The 16,239-nt window shown below is 66.4% G+C and carries 15 protein-coding genes; 8 read left to right on the top strand and 7 right to left on the bottom strand.

Features of this window, described 5'->3' with window-relative positions; translation table 11 throughout:
- Positions 1-107: 107 nt before the first annotated feature.
- From CAL19_RS05975 to CAL19_RS05940, 8 genes are all read left to right on the top strand, one after another.
- Positions 108-1,052 (top strand): LysR family transcriptional regulator, encoded by a 945-nt coding sequence (locus CAL19_RS05975; protein ID WP_026639399.1) that lies wholly within the window; start codon positions 108-110, stop codon positions 1,050-1,052.
- Between the two features lie 133 nt (positions 1,053-1,185).
- Positions 1,186-3,261 carry a hydantoinase/oxoprolinase family protein gene (locus CAL19_RS05970; RefSeq protein WP_094796251.1) on the top strand — a complete coding sequence of 692 codons (2,076 nt, stop codon included), beginning with the start codon at positions 1,186-1,188 and terminating at the stop codon, positions 3,259-3,261.
- A gap of 10 nt (positions 3,262-3,271) precedes the next feature.
- On the top strand, positions 3,272-5,008 hold the full coding sequence (locus CAL19_RS05965) for a hydantoinase B/oxoprolinase family protein (RefSeq protein ID WP_038852255.1): 1,737 nt from the start codon (positions 3,272-3,274) through the stop codon (positions 5,006-5,008).
- Positions 5,005-6,684 carry a thiamine pyrophosphate-dependent enzyme gene (locus CAL19_RS05960; RefSeq protein WP_026639397.1) on the top strand — a complete coding sequence of 560 codons (1,680 nt, stop codon included), beginning with the start codon at positions 5,005-5,007 and terminating at the stop codon, positions 6,682-6,684. Before CAL19_RS05965 ends, CAL19_RS05960 begins: the two co-directional genes overlap by 4 nt.
- 8 nt (positions 6,685-6,692) lie before the next feature.
- A complete protein-coding gene (locus CAL19_RS05955; RefSeq protein ID WP_094796414.1) occupies positions 6,693-6,983 on the top strand; it encodes a (2Fe-2S)-binding protein in 291 nt (96 codons plus the stop codon).
- A complete protein-coding gene (locus CAL19_RS05950) occupies positions 6,974-8,377 on the top strand; it encodes an NAD(P)/FAD-dependent oxidoreductase (protein ID WP_249276256.1) in 1,404 nt (467 codons plus the stop codon). Before CAL19_RS05955 ends, CAL19_RS05950 begins: the two co-directional genes overlap by 10 nt.
- Entirely contained in the window at positions 8,374-9,480 is a 1,107-nt protein-coding gene (locus CAL19_RS05945) for an NAD(P)/FAD-dependent oxidoreductase (RefSeq protein WP_026639394.1), read from the top strand. Before CAL19_RS05950 ends, CAL19_RS05945 begins: the two co-directional genes overlap by 4 nt.
- Before the next feature lie 132 nt (positions 9,481-9,612).
- Positions 9,613-10,302 (top strand): YrbL family protein, encoded by a 690-nt coding sequence (locus CAL19_RS05940; RefSeq protein ID WP_051423732.1) that lies wholly within the window; start codon positions 9,613-9,615, stop codon positions 10,300-10,302.
- On the opposite strand, the gene CAL19_RS05935 is transcribed toward CAL19_RS05940, so the two are convergent.
- From CAL19_RS05935 to CAL19_RS05905, 7 genes are all read right to left on the bottom strand, one after another.
- Positions 10,281-11,006 carry a DNA-3-methyladenine glycosylase gene (locus tag CAL19_RS05935; RefSeq protein ID WP_094796250.1) on the bottom strand — a complete coding sequence of 242 codons (726 nt, stop codon included), beginning with the start codon at positions 11,004-11,006 and terminating at the stop codon, positions 10,281-10,283. The genes CAL19_RS05940 and CAL19_RS05935 overlap by 22 nt on opposite strands.
- Before the next feature lie 2 nt (positions 11,007-11,008).
- Positions 11,009-11,368 (bottom strand): Spx/MgsR family RNA polymerase-binding regulatory protein, encoded by a 360-nt coding sequence (locus tag CAL19_RS05930; protein ID WP_026639391.1) that lies wholly within the window; start codon positions 11,366-11,368, stop codon positions 11,009-11,011.
- A complete protein-coding gene (locus CAL19_RS05925) occupies positions 11,365-12,174 on the bottom strand; it encodes an ABC transporter permease subunit (protein ID WP_026639390.1) in 810 nt (269 codons plus the stop codon). Before CAL19_RS05925 ends, CAL19_RS05930 begins: the two co-directional genes overlap by 4 nt.
- On the bottom strand, positions 12,171-13,091 hold the full coding sequence (locus CAL19_RS05920) for an ABC transporter permease subunit (protein WP_170940291.1): 921 nt from the start codon (positions 13,089-13,091) through the stop codon (positions 12,171-12,173). The genes CAL19_RS05925 and CAL19_RS05920 overlap by 4 nt, the downstream gene beginning before the upstream one ends.
- Entirely contained in the window at positions 13,088-14,215 is a 1,128-nt protein-coding gene (locus CAL19_RS05915; RefSeq protein ID WP_026639388.1) for an ABC transporter ATP-binding protein, read from the bottom strand. Before CAL19_RS05915 ends, CAL19_RS05920 begins: the two co-directional genes overlap by 4 nt.
- A 5-nt stretch (positions 14,216-14,220) precedes the next feature.
- The gene (locus tag CAL19_RS05910; RefSeq protein ID WP_094796249.1) at positions 14,221-15,321 is read right to left on the bottom strand and encodes a polyamine ABC transporter substrate-binding protein; all 1,101 of its coding nucleotides are present in this window, start codon (positions 15,319-15,321) and stop codon (positions 14,221-14,223) included.
- A 203-nt stretch (positions 15,322-15,524) separates the two neighbouring features.
- Entirely contained in the window at positions 15,525-16,205 is a 681-nt protein-coding gene (locus CAL19_RS05905) for a 3-deoxy-D-manno-octulosonic acid kinase (RefSeq protein ID WP_094796411.1), read from the bottom strand.
- Between the last annotated feature and the right edge of the window lie 34 nt (positions 16,206-16,239).

Here is a 16,239-nt window from a genome sequence, read left to right as displayed (position 1 = left end):
TGGTGCAGAACTGCTCACGACGTGGGCAAGGTTAAGCGGTCTATCGTTATATTTCCAATCAACAATTAAAATACGCAATCATCAAATATATTGATAATAGGCCTGGTATGCTCGGCGCCATCGACCTGAACCTGCTGCGCATTTTCGATGCGGTCATGACCGAACGGAACGTGACCCGCGCGGCGGTCCTGCTGCACATGACGCAGCCGGCCGTCAGCAATGCCATCAACCGGTTGCGGCTCACGCTGCAAGACCCACTGTTCGTCAAAGTACCGGGCGGCGTGCTGCCCACACAGCGCGCCGAATTATTGTGGCCACCCATCCGCGACGCGCTGGCCCGCATTGCCGACACGCTTAAACATAACGAATTCGATCCTGCCCGTTCCGAGGCCGTGTTCCGGCTGGCGATGTCCGATTACGTGGCGGACCAGGTCATTCGGCCGCTGTTTGTGGAACAGCAGCAGGTGGCGCCGAATATTCGCATCCACCTGCACCCTTACTCTCTGGACAACGCCGGCATACTGCTGGAAAAAGGCGAAGTCGACATGGCCGCCGGCGTGTATTCGAATTTCGGGTCATCTTTGCGTACCCTGCCGCTGGAAACCCTGACCTATGTATGCGCGATGCGCAAGGGCCACCCATTGCTGGCCCAGCCCCGGCTGACACTGGACAGCTTCCTGCGGGCCCGTCACCTGATGGTGAGCCTGCTGGGCTCGGTGGCGCTGATCGATCATGAGCTGGCCGCGCATGGCCATAGGCGCAATGTCGTGCTGACCATCAACCAGTTCGCACTGGCCCCGCGCCTGCTGGCCGAAACCGACCTGATCTGCGTGGTACCGGCCAACACGGTGCGCAACAGCCCGTACAGCCACCTGCTCGAAGCCGTGCAAGCGCCTTTTCCGTTTGCCCACCGCACCGTCAATCTGGTGTGGCACGAACGCTCGGACAACCTGCCGGCGCACCGTTGGCTGCGCGAAGAAATCCTGAAGGTGTGCAAGGCGCAAGGCATGGTGTTCGAGCAGGCGCCGCCCCCCGAGTCGCACGCATACTAGTTTGCGGCGAGCGTCATTTACTTTAGTGATAACAAACAATGCAAATGTTTGATTAGACCGAATGATAGGGTCTCGCTAGGATGCGGGCATTCCATTTTTGGCGCGCTGCGCGCCCGCACGCTGGAGGCCTTTCGTGACCCAGACCCCCCCTGCCCCGGACGCCCGCCGCTTTCGCGTCGGCTTCGACGTCGGCGGCACCTTCACTGATTTCACCCTGCTGGCAGAGCACAGCGGCGAGCTGCATTATTTCAAGGTGCCTTCCACACCCCACGATCCCGCCGAGGCCATCCAGGCCGGACTGGCGCACCTGATGCAGGAACATGCCGTCGCCGGCCCCGAGCTGGTACATGTCGGCCATGGCACCACCGTCGCCACTAACATGGTGATCGAGCGCCGGGGTTCGCGCAGCGCGCTGGTGACCACGCGCGGCTTTCGCGACGTGCTTGAAATCGGCCGTCAGACGCGGCCCCACCTGTACGACTACAACATCGTCAAGCCGGCTCCGCTGGTGCCGCGCGAATGGCGTTTTGAAATTACCGAACGGGTAGCGGCCGACGGATCGGTGCTGCAGCCGCTCGATGAAGACGAAGTGCTTGCCGTCGCGCGCCAGCTGGCGGCCGCGCAGATCGAGTCGGTGTCGATCTGCTTTATGCACAGCTATCGCAATGACGCGCACGAGCGCCGCACCCGCGACATACTGGCCGAGCACCTGCCGGGTGTGTACTTGAGCGTATCCAGCGGCATCCTGCCCGAATTCCGCGAGTACGAGCGCATGTCCACCACCGTGCTGAATGCGTATGTGGGCCCGCGCATGTCCGGGTATATGCGCAACCTGGTGAGCTCGGTGAAGAACATGGGGGTGGGCGCCGAGCCCGCCACCGTGCATTCCAATGGCGGCCTCATGTCGGTGGATTCCGTATTGTCGGCGCCGGTGCGCACCTGCGTATCGGGCCCGGCGGCCGGCGTAATCGGCGCCGCGGAGCTCGGCCGCGCCGCAGGTTTTCCCAATCTGATCACCTTTGACGTCGGTGGCACCAGCACCGACGTATCGCTGGTGGCAGACCTGCAACCGCTGTTCACATCGAGCCGGCTGGTGGCCGACTACCCGGTCAAGACCCAGATGGTGGATATCCACGTCATCGGCGCCGGCGGCGGCAGCATCGCCCGCATCGATGACGCCGGCGCCTTGAAGGTGGGTCCGCAAAGCGCGGGCGCGGTGCCCGGTCCCATTGCGTATAACCGTGGCGGCACGGTGGTCACGATTACCGATGCCCACGTAGTGCTCGGCCGGCTCAACCCCGTGACGCTGCTCGAAGGTCGCATGGCGATTCATGCCGACGCGGCGCGGGCGGCCATGCAGGCGCAGGTCGCCGACCCGTTGGGACTCAGCGTGGAAGAAGCCGCATACGGCATTCTGCGCATTGCCAACTCGAACATGGCCCGCGCCGTGCGCGCGGTATCTACCGAACGCGGATACGACATCCGCAAGTTCGCGCTGTGCGCCTTCGGCGGAGCCGGTGGCTTGCATGCCGCGGAACTGGCACGCGATTGCGGCATCGGCACGCTGCTCATTCCGCAAGAGCCCGGCACGATGTGTGCGCGCGGCATCCTGCTTTCGGACATTTCGATGGATTTCGTGCAAACGCTTATGGCGCACGCCACGCCCGGTGGATGGGCGGCTGTGCAGGATGCGCTGTCGGGGCTGGCAGCCAAGGCGCGCGCCTGGCTGAGCGATGAAGGAGTGGCCGAGCCGGCGCAGCGCCTGACCGCCGTGCTCGAGGCCCGATACGAAGGGCAGAATTTCGAGATTCCGGTGCCGCTGGATGGCATGACGCTCATGGCGCTGGAAGAGTTCGTAGCTGCGTTCGGCGCGGCGCACATACGCGAATACGGCTACGACGCCGCCGGACGCACCGTCGAGATCGTCAACCTGCGCGTGCGGGCGGTGGGGCTGGTGCCGCGGGCCCCCATGGCGCGCGTGGCCGGAGGAACGAGCCTGGCCTGCGCCATCAAAGAACGCCGCGCGGTCTATTTCGAGACCGGCGGCTGGGCAGATACGCCGATTTACCGCCGTGCGCTGTTGCCCGTGGACGTGCCGGTGGCCGGGCCGGCCGTGATCGAGGAAATGAGCTCGACCACCGTGGTGCTGCCCGGTCAGCAGGCACGCGCCGACCAATACGGCAACCTCATCGTGAACCTCAATCTGTAAGGCGTAGTCCATGGCCACCGCACCGATATCCCGCGGCGACGCGGATGTATTCGATCCCATCGAAATGGAAGTGTTCAGCAACCGCCTGCTGTCCATTACCGAAGAAATGGGCAACACGCTGATCCGCTCGTCCTTTTCGAGCAACATCAAAGAACGCAAAGACTGCTCGGTCGCGCTGTTCGACGCAGCAGGCCGCCTGGTCTCGCAGGCGGCCCACGTGCCGGTGCACCTGGGATCGCTGTCGGGCGGCATCGAAGCCGTCCTGCGGCGCTACGGCCACGCGGGCATCCGCCCCGGCGATGCCTTTCTGTGCAACGACGCCTATCTGGCGGGAGGCACGCATGCGCCGGACATCACGGTGGTGACCCCGGTGTTCCATGAAGGGCAGCTACGCTTCTTCGCCGCCAACATCGGCCACCATACCGACGTGGGCGGCGCGGTGCCGGGTTCGACATCGCACCACCTGAAGACCGTCTGGGAAGAAGGCCTGCGCCTGCCTGCCATGCGCATCGTGCGCGAAGGCGAGCTCGACATGGACCTGCTGGAAATGATCGCGCACAACACGCGCGAGCCCGACAACCGCATGCACGACATACGCGCGCAGATCGCCACCAACGAAAAAGGCGCGCGTCTCATTCTGGAACTGGTGCAGCAGTCTGGCCTGCAAGCCGTGCTGAGCGCCATCGAAGGGATCCTGCAATACACCGAACGACGCCTGCGCAACCGCATCGCGCAACTGCCCGACGGGACGGCGACGTTCACCGAACGCATGGACGACGACGGCATGGGAGGCGACCCGGTCGTCATCCAGGCCACGGTGCAGGCGCGCGACGGCCAGCTTCATGTTGATTTCACCGGCACCGGCAAACAGGCGCGCGGGGCATTCAACCTGCCGCAGAGCGCACTTCATGCCAGTGTGTACTTTGCCGTCAAAGCCATGCTGGACCCCGAACTCATGCCCAATAACGGCATGTTCCAGCCCATTGTCATCACCGCCCCCGAAGGCACGATCACCAACCCCCGTTTTCCCGCCGCGGTAGGCGCCCGCGTCACCACCGCGCAGCGCGTGGCCGGCACCGTGATCGGCGCGCTGGGCCAGTTGCTGCCCGCTGGCAAAGCCATGGCGTCATGCAATGACGTGATGCCCTCAATGCTGTTTTCCGGGCCGCTGCGCGATGGCAAAGGCACGTTTGTTTACCTGGAAACGCTGGGCGGCGGCGCCGGCGGGCGCGCGCAGGGCGATGGCATGGACGGCATCCAGGTACACGTGACCAACACGTCCAACCTTCCCGCCGAAGCGCTCGAAATCGAATACCCGTTGCTGGTCGAAGAGTACGCCCTGGTCGAAGACAGCGGTGGCGCGGGCCGCCATCGCGGCGGCATGGGCATCGCGCGCCAGATCCGTTCGCTGGACGATCGACTGACCTGCTCGGTGCGCTGCGATGCCGCCCTGTTCGGCGCGGCGGGCTTGAACGGCGGGCAGCCGGGACGCACATCGTACGTCGTGCAGAACCCCGGCCGCGCCGATGAACTGCGCCTGCCCAATAAAATTTCCGGCCATCCGCTGCCTGCCGGGCAATCGGTGCGCCTGGAAACCCCGGGGGGCGGCGGCTACGGCACACCCGGCGAACGCGACGCGGCCGCCTTGCGCGCCGACCTGCTGGGCGGCAAGGTCAGCCAGGCCGCCGCCCTGCGCGACTACGGCGCCGCGCTCGTGCAACGCGCGCTTGAATCCGAAACGCCATGACCGATACGTCCTTGAGAAGCGGCGGAGAGGTGCTCGTGGCCCAGCTGCGCGCCTATGGAGTACAGCGTGTATTCATGGTGCCGGGCGAGAGCTTCCTGCCGTGCATCGACGCGCTGCATACGCACCGCGACGCCATCGAAACCGTGGTCTGCCGTCAGGAAGGCGGCGCGGCCTACATGGCCGAAGCGCACGGCAAGCTGACCGGCCAGCCCGGGATCTGCTTTGTATCGCGAGGCCCCGGCGCCACCAACGCGGCGATTGGCGTGCACACCGCCCGCGAGGACTCCTCGCCCATGATCCTGTTCATCGGGCAGGTAGGCGGCGACACATCAGATCGCCAGTGCTTCCAGGAAGTGGACTACCGCGCCATGTATGCGCCGCTGGCCAAATGGACGGCGCAGATCGAGCGCGCCGACCGCATTCCCGAATACCTTGCCCGGGCCTGGGCCATCGCCACCGGCGGCCGCCCCGGCCCCGTCGTGCTGGCGTTGCCGGAGGACATGCTGGCGCGCACCACCTCGGCTGCCCTGGCGGCCCTGCCCGCCGTTCCCCATGCGCGGCCCGTCGAGGCGGATATGCGGCGCCTGCAAGCGCAGATCGAAGCCGCCCGGCGGCCGCTGCTGCTGCTGGGCGGGTCGCGCTGGTCGGACGCCGCGCGGGACGCCGTACGCGGCTTCGCCGAACGCTTCGGCCTGCCCGTGGCCACCGCCTGGCGGCGCCTGGAGCTGTTCGACAATGACCATCCGCTGTTCACGGGCCAGGTCAGCGCCAGCATGCCTGCGCACCAGAAAGAGTTTGTGCTGGCAAGCGACCTGGTGGTGGCGCTGGGCACGCGCCTGTGCGAGCCCACCACCATCAACTATGAATGGCTGGCCACGCCCCGGCCACGCCAGGCGCTGGTACACATTCATCCCGACGCCAACGAAATCGGGCGGCTATGCGTGCCTGACCTGGGCATCGTGGCCAGCATAGAAGGCTTTGCCGAAGCCGCGCGCGGGCTGGTCCCCACGCCGGGCTGGCGCCCCCGCCGCACCATCGCGGCCGCTGCCGCCCCCGGCCTCGAACTGCCGCCCACACCGGGCCCCCTGGATCTGAACGCGGCCGCGCGCCATGTGGCCCGCAGCCTGCCTGCGCGCTCATGCGTCACCGTGGGCGCCGGCAATTACGCGCTGTACGCCCATCGGCACATTGCCTTCAAGGGCCTGGGCAGCCAGCTCGCGCCGGCCGTTGGCGCCATGGGCTACGGTTTGCCGGCCGCCATTGCCGCCAAACTGCACGACCGCGACGCAACAGTGGTGTGCTTTGCGGGAGACGGTTGCTTCCAGATGACCATGCAGGAACTCGCCACCGCGGTGCAGTATCGGACCGGCATCGTCATTCTGGTGTTCAACAACGGCCTGTACGGCACCATACGCCTGCACCAGGAACGCGCCTACCCCGGCCGGGCCCTGGGCACCGAACTGGTCAACCCCGATTTTGCGCAGCTGGCGCGCAGCTACGGCGGCTACGGCGCAGCCGTCGCGCACAGCGCGGACTTTCAGCCCGCCTACGATGCCGCCATCGCGTTCGCGCAAAAGCATGCCATGCCGGCCTTGCTTGAACTACGCTATGACGCCGACGTCATTCTGCCGGACAAGACCTTGTCGCAACTGCAGCCTGCCCCCCCCTCAGCATGAAGCCCCTGATGCGCCGCGCAAGCCCTTGCGCCGAGCCCCTATTGCAGCTGACATGGAATGGCGCGCCCCTGCAAGCGCACGCGGGAGACACCGTGCTGACCGCGCTGCTGAACGCCGCCGACCACCTGCGCCTGACACTCGGCGAGGGCGCCCCGCGCGCGGGCTTCTGCCTGATGGGGGCATGCCAGGACTGCTGGGTGCAAACGGCTGACGGGCGGCGCCTGCGCGCCTGCACCACGCTGGCCACGGACGGCATGGCGCTGGTCAGCGCCATGCCAGGAGAACTCCCATGCCGATGAACCAGCCCGGCACGCAACAGTTCGCGCACGCCGGTGCGCCAGGCATGGTGATCGTGGGCGCGGGCCCCGCAGGGGTGCGCGCGGCGCAGACGTTATTGAGATACGGCATACGGCCCACCGTGGTCGACGAAGCGGCCCTGCCTGGCGGCCAGATTTACCGCCAGGGCGCCGTGGCGCGGGCCAGCGCCAAGGAGCGCTATGGCTTTGAATGGAAGCGGGCACGGTCCGTCCATGCCGCGGGCGCCGAACTCATGGCCCATGCCGATTACCGCGCCGCCACCACGGTATGGAATGCGGCGCACGGCCGGCTCGATCTCATCCAGGACGGCTGCCCCGATGAACTGAGCTATACACACTTGCTGCTGGCCACCGGCGCCACCGACCGCGTGCTGCCTTTCGACGGCTGGACCCTGCCGGGCGTGTTCTCGCTGGGCGGCGCACAAATCGCCCTGAAGAGCCAGCGCTGCCTGATCGGCCCGCGCATCGTGTTTGCCGGAACCGGCCCCCTGCTCTACCTCGTTGCCTATCAATATGCGCGTGCGGGCGGACAGGTACAGGCCGTGCTGGACAGCGCATCATTCGGGCCGCAGGCACGCGCGTTGCCGGCCATGCTGAATCAGCCCGGTACGCTGGCCAAGGGACTGTATTACCTGTCGTGGCTGCGAGCGCACGGCGTGCCCGTGTATCGCGACGCCGTAATCCGGGCCGCGCTGGGCGGAGGACGGGTCGAAGGCGTGCAAGCCATCATCGCGGGCGCGCCGCACGACATCGCCTGCGACGCACTGGCTGTGGGGCACGGCCTGCGGTCTGAAACGCAATTGGCCGACCTGCTGGACTGCGCTTTCGATTTCGACGCCGTGCAGCGCGCCTGGCTGCCCCGGCGCGACGCCGACGGCCGCAGCTCCGTGCCGGGCGTATACCTGGCGGGCGACGGCGCGGGCATCGGCGGTGCGATCGTGGCCGAAATCGCCGGCGAGCGCGCGGCGCTGGCCATGCTGGCTGACCAGGGCATCGACATAGACAGGGCGCGCGTGCGCACGCTGGCGCGCCGGCAGGCCCGATGGTCGCGCTTTCGCGGCGGCCTGGACCAGGCCTTCGCCGCGCCGTCGGCCGGGGCGGCCTGCACGGATGACGTCATCGTGTGCCGATGCGAGGAAATCCGGGCCGGCGCTTTGCGCGCGGCTGCGCGCGATTACGCGATAGACGATCTCAACCGGCTGAAGGCGCTGACGCGCGTGGGAATGGGCCTGTGCCAGGGGCGCATGTGCCAGGCCGGCGCCGCCGAGCTGCTGGCGCACTGCCGCGAACTGCCGCTGTCGCAGATCGGCCGCCTGCGCAGCCAGGCGCCGGTCAAACCCATTACCCTGAGCTGCGTGGGCAGCAGCGCGCCATGAAGCCTTTGCATGTTGAAGTCGCCATCATCGGCGGCGGGCTGGTAGGCGCCAGCGCCGCGCTGGCGCTGCGCCATGCCGGCCTGCCCGTTGCGCTGATAGAGCGAGGCCATTGCGGCGCCCGCGCCAGCGGGGTCAATTTCGGCGGCGTGCGCCGCCAGGGCCGCCCCCCCGAACAGCTGCACCTCGCGCAACGCGCCCACCGCATCTGGAGCCGGCTGCCCGAGCTCATAGGCACCGATGCCGAATACGTGCGCTCGGGGCACCTGAAGCTGGCCCGATCTCGGGCCGACCTGGAAAAACTGGCGGCCTACGGCGAGAAAGTGCGCGAATTCGGCCTGGGCCTGGAAATTATCGAAGGCGCCGCATTGCGCCGCCGCTTCCCGTCGCTGGGCGACGGCATCGCGGGCGGCTCGCTTTGCCCGGACGACGGGCAGGCCAACCCCCGCCTGGTGTCGCCCGCCTTTGCCCGCGCGGCGGCGCATGCCGGCGCGCATCTTCTGGAAAACTGCGCCGTCGAAAACGTCGACACGCGCGGCGCTGACTTTCTGCTGACCGCCGCAGACGGGCGGCAGATACAGGCGGCCACGGTAATCAATGCGGCGGGCGCCTGGGGCGCCGTCGTGGCGGGCTGGTTCGGCGACGTGCTGCCGATGCAGGTCAACTACCCCACCATGCTGGTCACCGAGCCCCTGACGCCGTTGATAAGCGTATCGCTGGGCGTCGAGGGGGGCGGCTTCTATGCCAGACAGGTCGTGCGCGGTAATGTGGTCATGGGTGGCGGATACGGCACGGGCCTGCCGGGCGACCGCTCGCGCCCCGGCCGCGCAGCCCTTGCCGCACTGGGACGCACGGCGCCCGACATTTTGCCCGCGCTGGCCTGCGCCCAGGTCATACGCTGCTGGTCGGGCATTGAAGGATACTTCCCGGACAAGAATCCCGTCATCGGCTTCAGCCCCAATACGCCAGGCGTGCTACACGCGTTTGGATTCTCTGGCGGCGGGTTCCAGATTGCGCCCGCCGTCGGCGAGGTGCTGGCCGACATGGTGACCGGCCGCGGCGGGCCAGAGATGGCGGAACGGTTCTGCCCCGGCCGGTGGGCCTGAACCCGGCCGCGCGCCGCAAAAGGCCGTAGCATCGGCCCAGTTGCGCAAATATGGCGTAGCTTCGACAATCGCACGGTATCCGAGAACCGCCGCTACCTCATTGTGCAACACGAACCATCCAACGCGCAGGCCGTGCCCGACGGCAGCTACGCTTCTGTATTCGGCCCGCTGGATCTGGCCGGCGCGCAGATGCTGGCCAAGGGGGCTGACCGCTGCGTCTTCCAGCACCCGCATGTGCCGTCGCTGCTGGTCAAGGTGATCAACACCGAAAACTACGCCGCGTACCTGGCGCGCAGGCCGCTCAAGCGTTTCTACAAGCAATTCCAGCGTGCGGGCGCCTGCCGCGTCTACCTGGATGAGCTTTCGGAATATGTCAGCGCCAGCGCGGGCATGCCCGGGTCGGGCACGGCGCCGCTGGCGCGCGTGGTGGGCGTGGCGCAGACGTCGATGGGCCTGGGGCAACTCGTTGAAAAGATCACCGCCGAAGACGGCCGGATCGCCCCCACACTTGCGCAGGTGTTTGCACGCGAAGGCGTGACTGGCGCCATGGTGCAGCGGCTCGATGAGTTTTTTGAGGCGTTGATCGAGGCGCATGTGGTGATCAATGACATGTCGGCCAAGAACATCGCGCTGGGCCGCAATGCCGACGGCAAGGCTGGCATGTACCTGATCGACGGCTTCGGGGTGCTGCCCCTTGTTCCGCTTTATGCCTGGAGCAAGCGGCTGAACCGCCGCCGCATGCACCGCAAATATGCGCATTGGCTCGCGCGCATGCAACGCGAATACGGCAAGGTGGCGGCTCAGTCCACGACGGCGCCGTAGCGATCCATCCAGTCGTAGTCTCGGCCGGCCTGTTGCCCGCGCCGCAACGGATTGCGCGTGCAGAACGCGGCGTAGGCCGCATCCACGAACCGATAGCGCAGGTGTTCGTCGCGCCCTGGCGGTATGCCCAGGCGCGTCGTGCACACGATGCGCTCGGGCGACTGCCCCACGTCCTGCACAAAGAAGCGCTGCGGGTCGAAACGTTGCGCGTCCCAGTCCGGCACTTTGAGGCCCAGGGCCCGGCACAGCAAGGTCTGGCCCGCGCACAGGCGCGCCGGCGGCCGTGGCTGGCCGCGCGCGTCAGGGTTGAGTTCCTGCATGCGGGCCAGGGCCTGCGGGCCCGAAACTTCGTCCACCCAGGGGTGCGCGGACTTGATCAACACGGCATTGCCCGGCCCGCCCGCGCTGAAGTTCAGCGAATCGCCGCCGCGCGCGTAGTACATGTAGATGGTGCCGCCATCCATGAAGAGCGCGCGCCGCTTGTGGGTGTATCCCAGCGACGCGTGGCTGCCCTTCTCGTGCAGGTAATACGCTTCGGTTTCGATGATGCGGGCCGACAGCCAAAGGCCGTCGAGCCGCCGCCGGATCACCTTGCCCAGGAGCTCGCGCGCCAGCTGGCAAGGGTCGCGGTCGAAGAAACTGTCGGGCAGCGCCGGACCGGGCGCCGGATTTGCCTGCAGCCTGGGGCGCCGGGTCGCCCCCATGGTCAGGCGAAGCGCTCGCCGTAGCGCTTTTCGGAAAAGCCTACAGTCACCACGCCATCGGGCGTGACGGTGACGGGACGGCGCACCAGTGCCGGGTAGTCGGCGATGAGGCGGGTCCAGTCGGCATCGGTTTGCGCAGATTTGCGATCGTCGGCCAGCCCGCGCCAGGTCATGGAGCTGCGATTGACCAGTTTTTCCCAGCCGCCCAGCTGCTCGGCCCACGTCCGCAGCGTGGCGGCAGGCACGGGATGGTCGCGGTAGTCGATAAATTCGTGCGATACGCCATGCGTCGACAGCCATTCGCGGGCCTTGACGCAGGTGCTGCACTTGGCCAGGCCGTACAAGGTTGCTTGGTGCTTCATTTCGATTCCGATGCCTTGCGCAATTGCAGGCGGTTGACCAGGATGACGCAGATGCCCACGCCCAGAATGAACAGGGTGGCCAGCGCGTTGACCTCTGGCTTGAGCCCCAGGCGCACCCGCGAAAAGACTTCCATGGGCAGCGTGGTCGAGCCCGGCCCCGACAGGAACGAAGCTACCACCACGTCATCGAGCGACAGTGTGAACGACAGCAGCCACGCCGACGCCAGCGCCGGCGCGATAAGCGGCAGCGTAATGCGGAAAAACACGGTAAGCGGGGTCGCGCCAAGATCGAGCGCCGCCTCTTCGAGCGAGCGGTCCAGGTCGCGCACACGCGCCTGGATAATGACCGCCACAAAAGCCATGCACAGTGTCACATGGCCCACCCAGATGGTGAACATGCCGTTCTCGGCCGGCCAGCCGAACAGGCCGCGCAGTTCGACGAACATGAGCAGCAGGGAAATACCCAACACCACCTCGGGAATGACCAGCGGCGCGCTCAGCATGCCCAGGTACAGCGTGAACCCCCGGAACCGCCCCATGCGCACTAGCACGTAGCCCGCCCAGGTGCCGATGATGACGGCCGCCGTGGCGGTCAGCGTGGCGATCTTGAATGACAGCCAGGCGGCCCGCAGCAGCGCGTCGTCGTTCAACAGCGAACTGTACCAGCGCAGCGAAAAACCGCTCCATGTGGTAACCAGCGGCGAATCATTGAACGAGAACACCATCAGGCTGATGATGGGCGCGTACAGGAAGAAAAAGCCCAGCCCCAGCGTCAGGGCGCGCCCGGTTTTGTTCGGCCCTTTCATGTGCGCCCCCGTTGCGCGGTTTCCTGCTGGCGCGCCTGGCTGTACTGGAACAGCGCCAGCGGCACCAGCAGCAGCAGGACCATGATGCAGGTCACCGCCGATGCCATGGGCCAATCTGCGTTATTGAAGAACTCGTTCCACATGACCCGGCCCATCATCAGGGTGTCGGCCCCGCCCAGCATTTCGGGAATGACGTATTCGCCCACCGACGGAATGAACACCAGCATGGCGCCGGCGATCACGCCCGGGCGGGAAAGCGGCAGCGTGACGTGCCAGAAGGTCCGCCAGGGCCGTGCGCCCAGGTCGTAGGCGGCCTCTAGCAGGCGCAGGTCGAGTTTGACCAGGTTGGCGTACAACGGCAGGATGAAGAACGGCAGGTAGGCATAGACCAGCCCGATATACACGGCAAGGTCGGTGCGGTAGATCTCGAGCGGACTGGAGATCACGCCCAGGCCCATGAGCAGCTTATTGAGCAGGCCGTCGTTGCGCAGGATGCCCACCCAGGCATATACCCGCAAGAGCAGCGACGTCCAGAAAGGCAGGATCACCGCCAGCAGCAGCAGGTTGCGCACGGACGGCGACGAGCGCGCGATGTAGTAGGCGATGGGGTAGCCGATCAGTGCGCAGCAGGCGGTGGTGATGGCCGCCATTTTCAGCGAGTTCAAATAAGTGGCCACGTACAGGCTGTCGGTGAACAGCAGTATGTAGCCGCGCAGGTGCAGGCTGAACTGCACCGCCTCGTCTTTGAATTCGGCCAGGGCCGTGTAGGGCGGAATGCCGAACTCGAGTTCGGCAAAGCTGATCTTGAGCACCAGCAGGAACGGCACCAGCAGGAACAGCGACAGCCAGACAAACGGCGGCACGACCGCCAGCGTGCGGCCCGACGGCATCCAGCCACGCAACGCCAACGGCTTCATGACGGCAACACCACCGCGCTGTCGGCGTCCCAGCTGACGAAGATTTCTTCATCGATGCCGGGCGCGTCGATCTGGGCCAGTTGCAGGCTGGGCACGCTGGCCTCGACGACCTTGCCGGAATCGAGGCGCACCTGGTAGAGCGCGTAGCTGCCCATCCAGGCCATGTGGCTGACCATGCCGTGCGCCCAGTTGTAGTCGCCCGGCGGCTGCGTGCGCGACACAACCAGCCGTTCCGGCCGGATGGAGACGTGCACTTCCATGCCCAGCGGCTCGCTGACGCCATGGCTGACGTACAGCGGGCGCGTGAGTTCGGCGCATTCGATGGCGACGTGGTCGGGTTCGTCGATGACGATCGTGCCCGTGAGCAGGTTCGCCGAACCGATGAACCCGGCCACGAAGCGCGAACTCGGAAACGCGTAGACTTCTTGCGGCGTGCCGCATTGCACGATCTGGCCTTCGGTCATGACGGCCAGGCGATGCGCCATGGTCATGGCTTCTTCCTGGTCGTGCGTGACCATGATGCAGGTCACACCCACCTGCTGCAGGATCTTGGTGAGTTCGATCTGCGTTTTCTGGCGGATCTGCTTGTCCAGCGCCGACATGGGTTCGTCCAGCAGCAGCAGCTTGGGACGCTTGACCAGGCTGCGCGCCAGCGCCACGCGCTGTTGCTGGCCGCCCGAGAGCTGGTGGGGCTTGCGGCGCGAATAGCCCGCCATCTGGACCAGGTCCAGCGCCTCGAACACGCGATCGTGAATCTCGGCCCGCGGCACGCCTTCCTGTTTGAGCCCGAAGGCCACGTTGGCCTCGACCGTCATGTGGGGAAACAGCGCGTACGACTGGAACATCATGTTCACCGGCCGCCGGTACGGCGGCACGGTGGTGATGTCTTCGCCATCGAGCAGGATCTGGCCCGAGGTGACTTCCTCGAAACCCGCCAGCATCCGCAACAGGGTCGACTTGCCGCAGCCCGAGCTGCCCAGCAAGGCGAAGATCTCGTTGCGCCTGACGGCCAGGTTGACCGACTGCACGGCAACCACGTCGCCGTAGATCTTGACCAGGTCGGACACCCGCACGAATTCGTCGGGGTCCGGGGAATGCTGCGCCGCGTAACGGCTGTCGCTCATGATGCTTATCGTCCGGACTTCAGTTCGGCCCACATGCGGGTCTGCAGGCGCTGGATGTTCAGGGGCTGAGCCTGGATCACGTAGAGAGATTTGGCGACATCAGCCGGGGGGTAGATCATGGGGTTGTCGGCCACGTCTTTCACCACGAACTCGCGCGCGGCCTTGTTGGCGTTGGGATAGAACATGGTGTTGGTGATGGCCGCGTGCACCTGCGGCGTTTCGATGTAGTTGATGAACGCGTGCGCGGCGTCCGGATTCGGCGCGTCCTTGGGGATGGCCATGACATCGAACCAAGCAGGCGCGCCGCCCTTCGGAATGAAATAATTGATTTCGTAGGGGCGCTTTGCCTCTTGGGCGCGCTTGCGCGAAATCATCACGTCGCCCGAAAAGCCGTACACCATGCAAAGGTCGCCGACGGCGAGCTCGTCGATATAGCCGGACGAGCTGAACTGCCGGATGTACGGGCGGATCTGCTTGAGCAGGGCCAGCGCGGCCTTGTAGTCGTCGGGATTGTCGCTGTTGGGGTCTTTGCCCAGGTACTTGAGCACCGCCGGGAACACCTGAGCGGCCTCGTCCAGCATCGAAATGCCGCAGTCTTTCAGCTTGGCGGCGTTTTCGGGCTTGAACAGCATGTCCCAGTTGGCCAGGTCAACGTCTTCGCCCATGATCTCCTTGACCTTGGTGACGTTGTAGCCCAGGCCGTTGGTGCCGTACCCCCAGGGAATGACGTGCTCGTTGCCCGGGTCCACCGAAGCCACCAGCGCCATGAGGTCGGGATCAAGGTGTTTCCAGTTGGGAATCTTGGATTTGTCGAGCTTCTGGAAAAGCCCGGCCTTGATCTGGCGCGACGCATAGTGCGTGGAGGGCACGACCACGTCGTAGCCCGATTTGCCGGTCAGCAGCTTGGCCTGCAAAGTGTCGTTGGTGTCGTAGACGTCGTAGCGCACCTTGATGCCGGTTTCACGCTCGAAACCCGGTATGGTGTCGGGGGCCGTGTACTCGGCCCAGTTGTAAACGTTGACGACCTGGTCCTGCGCCCAGGCACCCGCCGCCACTGCCATCAGCGCCGCCCCGAGCGCCAACCGCATTCCCGCCTTGAATATCATCGCGAGCCCCTTGCCACAGTCAGTGCAAAAATTAGCCAAAGGGCAAAATGATAAAGCCTTTTTAGGTGGGGTTGGCCAGGAAAAGCCGCAGAAGCCGCCCTTTTTGCGGCGCCAGCGCCCCGGACGCGGGCAGGCCGGCGCCACGCCCCGCCCTTGCATGCTGGCGGGTGTATTGAAACCCGGCCTCGGGCTCTGGCCGTGCGTCAGTCCAGGCAGGCCCGATAGGCCTGGTCCAGCCGGGCCCAGAACGCCAGGCCGGCCTCGCCGCCGACTTTCTGCAACGAGCGCCGCAGCCGCAACAGGTTGGCGCGGCGGGCGCCGGCCGAAACGCCGCCGGACCGGCCCCGGTCGAAATCGATCAGCCAGGCGCTGCCCCGGGGGTCGAGCAGGATGTTGTACGCGTTGAGATCGGCATGCCATACACCCAGCCGGTGCATGGCCGCGATGGCGGTGGCGGCGGCATCCCAGACGGGCTCGTCGAGCACATGCGCCAGGGGCCGGACCTGCGCGATGCGCTCGACCAGGATGGCCGCCCGGTAGGAAAGGCCGTGGCGCCAGTAGCCGGCCGCCAGCGGCGCCGGCACGTTCAGGCCTTGTTCACGCATCCAGGCCAGCAGCCGGAATTCGCGGAAGCTGCGGGTGCGCGATTCGCCCTGCCAAAGGTAGGCGTCGTTGCTGACCCGCGCCACCAGGCCGCCGCGCCGGTACAGACGCAATACGCCCTGCCAGTCGGCCTGGTGCACAAACCACGCCGATTGACGCCCCCCCGCCTGCACCGGGCTGGCTTGCTGGCCGTACCAGATGGGGTCCAGCCAGCGGGCGTCGGCGTCGCCCAGGCGAGCGTCGGCCAGCATGGCGCCGCGCGGCGGCGACGCCCACGCCATGCGCCGCGCGCCAGAGGCGGCGTCGATGCCGCGC

The organism is Bordetella genomosp. 7, from assembly GCF_002261265.1.
Lineage (GTDB): Bacteria > Pseudomonadota > Gammaproteobacteria > Burkholderiales > Burkholderiaceae_B > Bordetella_A.
The sequence above is the reverse complement of the archived record's forward strand: the minus strand, read 5'-3'. Positions and strand labels throughout refer to the sequence as shown.

Bases quoted from the DNA above. Each gene is read 5' to 3' on its own strand.
- CAL19_RS05975 (WP_026639399.1), top strand. From the start codon at position 108: ATGCTCGGCGCCATCGACCTGAACCTGCTGCGCATTTTCGATGCGGTC.
- CAL19_RS05965 (WP_038852255.1), top strand. From the start codon at position 3,272: ATGGCCACCGCACCGATATCCCGCGGCGACGCGGATGTATTCGATCCC.
- CAL19_RS05960 (WP_026639397.1), top strand. From the start codon at position 5,005: ATGACCGATACGTCCTTGAGAAGCGGCGGAGAGGTGCTCGTGGCCCAG.
- CAL19_RS05955 (WP_094796414.1), top strand. From the start codon at position 6,693: ATGCGCCGCGCAAGCCCTTGCGCCGAGCCCCTATTGCAGCTGACATGG.
- CAL19_RS05950 (WP_249276256.1), top strand. From the start codon at position 6,974: ATGCCGATGAACCAGCCCGGCACGCAACAGTTCGCGCACGCCGGTGCG.
- CAL19_RS05945 (WP_026639394.1), top strand. From the start codon at position 8,374: ATGAAGCCTTTGCATGTTGAAGTCGCCATCATCGGCGGCGGGCTGGTA.
- CAL19_RS05935 (WP_094796250.1), bottom strand. From the start codon at position 11,006: ATGGGGGCGACCCGGCGCCCCAGGCTGCAGGCAAATCCGGCGCCCGGT.
- CAL19_RS05930 (WP_026639391.1), bottom strand. From the start codon at position 11,368: ATGAAGCACCAAGCAACCTTGTACGGCCTGGCCAAGTGCAGCACCTGC.
- CAL19_RS05925 (WP_026639390.1), bottom strand. From the start codon at position 12,174: ATGAAAGGGCCGAACAAAACCGGGCGCGCCCTGACGCTGGGGCTGGGC.
- CAL19_RS05920 (WP_170940291.1), bottom strand. From the start codon at position 13,091: ATGAAGCCGTTGGCGTTGCGTGGCTGGATGCCGTCGGGCCGCACGCTG.
- CAL19_RS05915 (WP_026639388.1), bottom strand. From the start codon at position 14,215: ATGAGCGACAGCCGTTACGCGGCGCAGCATTCCCCGGACCCCGACGAA.
- CAL19_RS05910 (WP_094796249.1), bottom strand. From the start codon at position 15,321: ATGATATTCAAGGCGGGAATGCGGTTGGCGCTCGGGGCGGCGCTGATG.
- CAL19_RS05905 (WP_094796411.1), bottom strand. From the start codon at position 16,205: ATGGCGTGGGCGTCGCCGCCGCGCGGCGCCATGCTGGCCGACGCTCGC.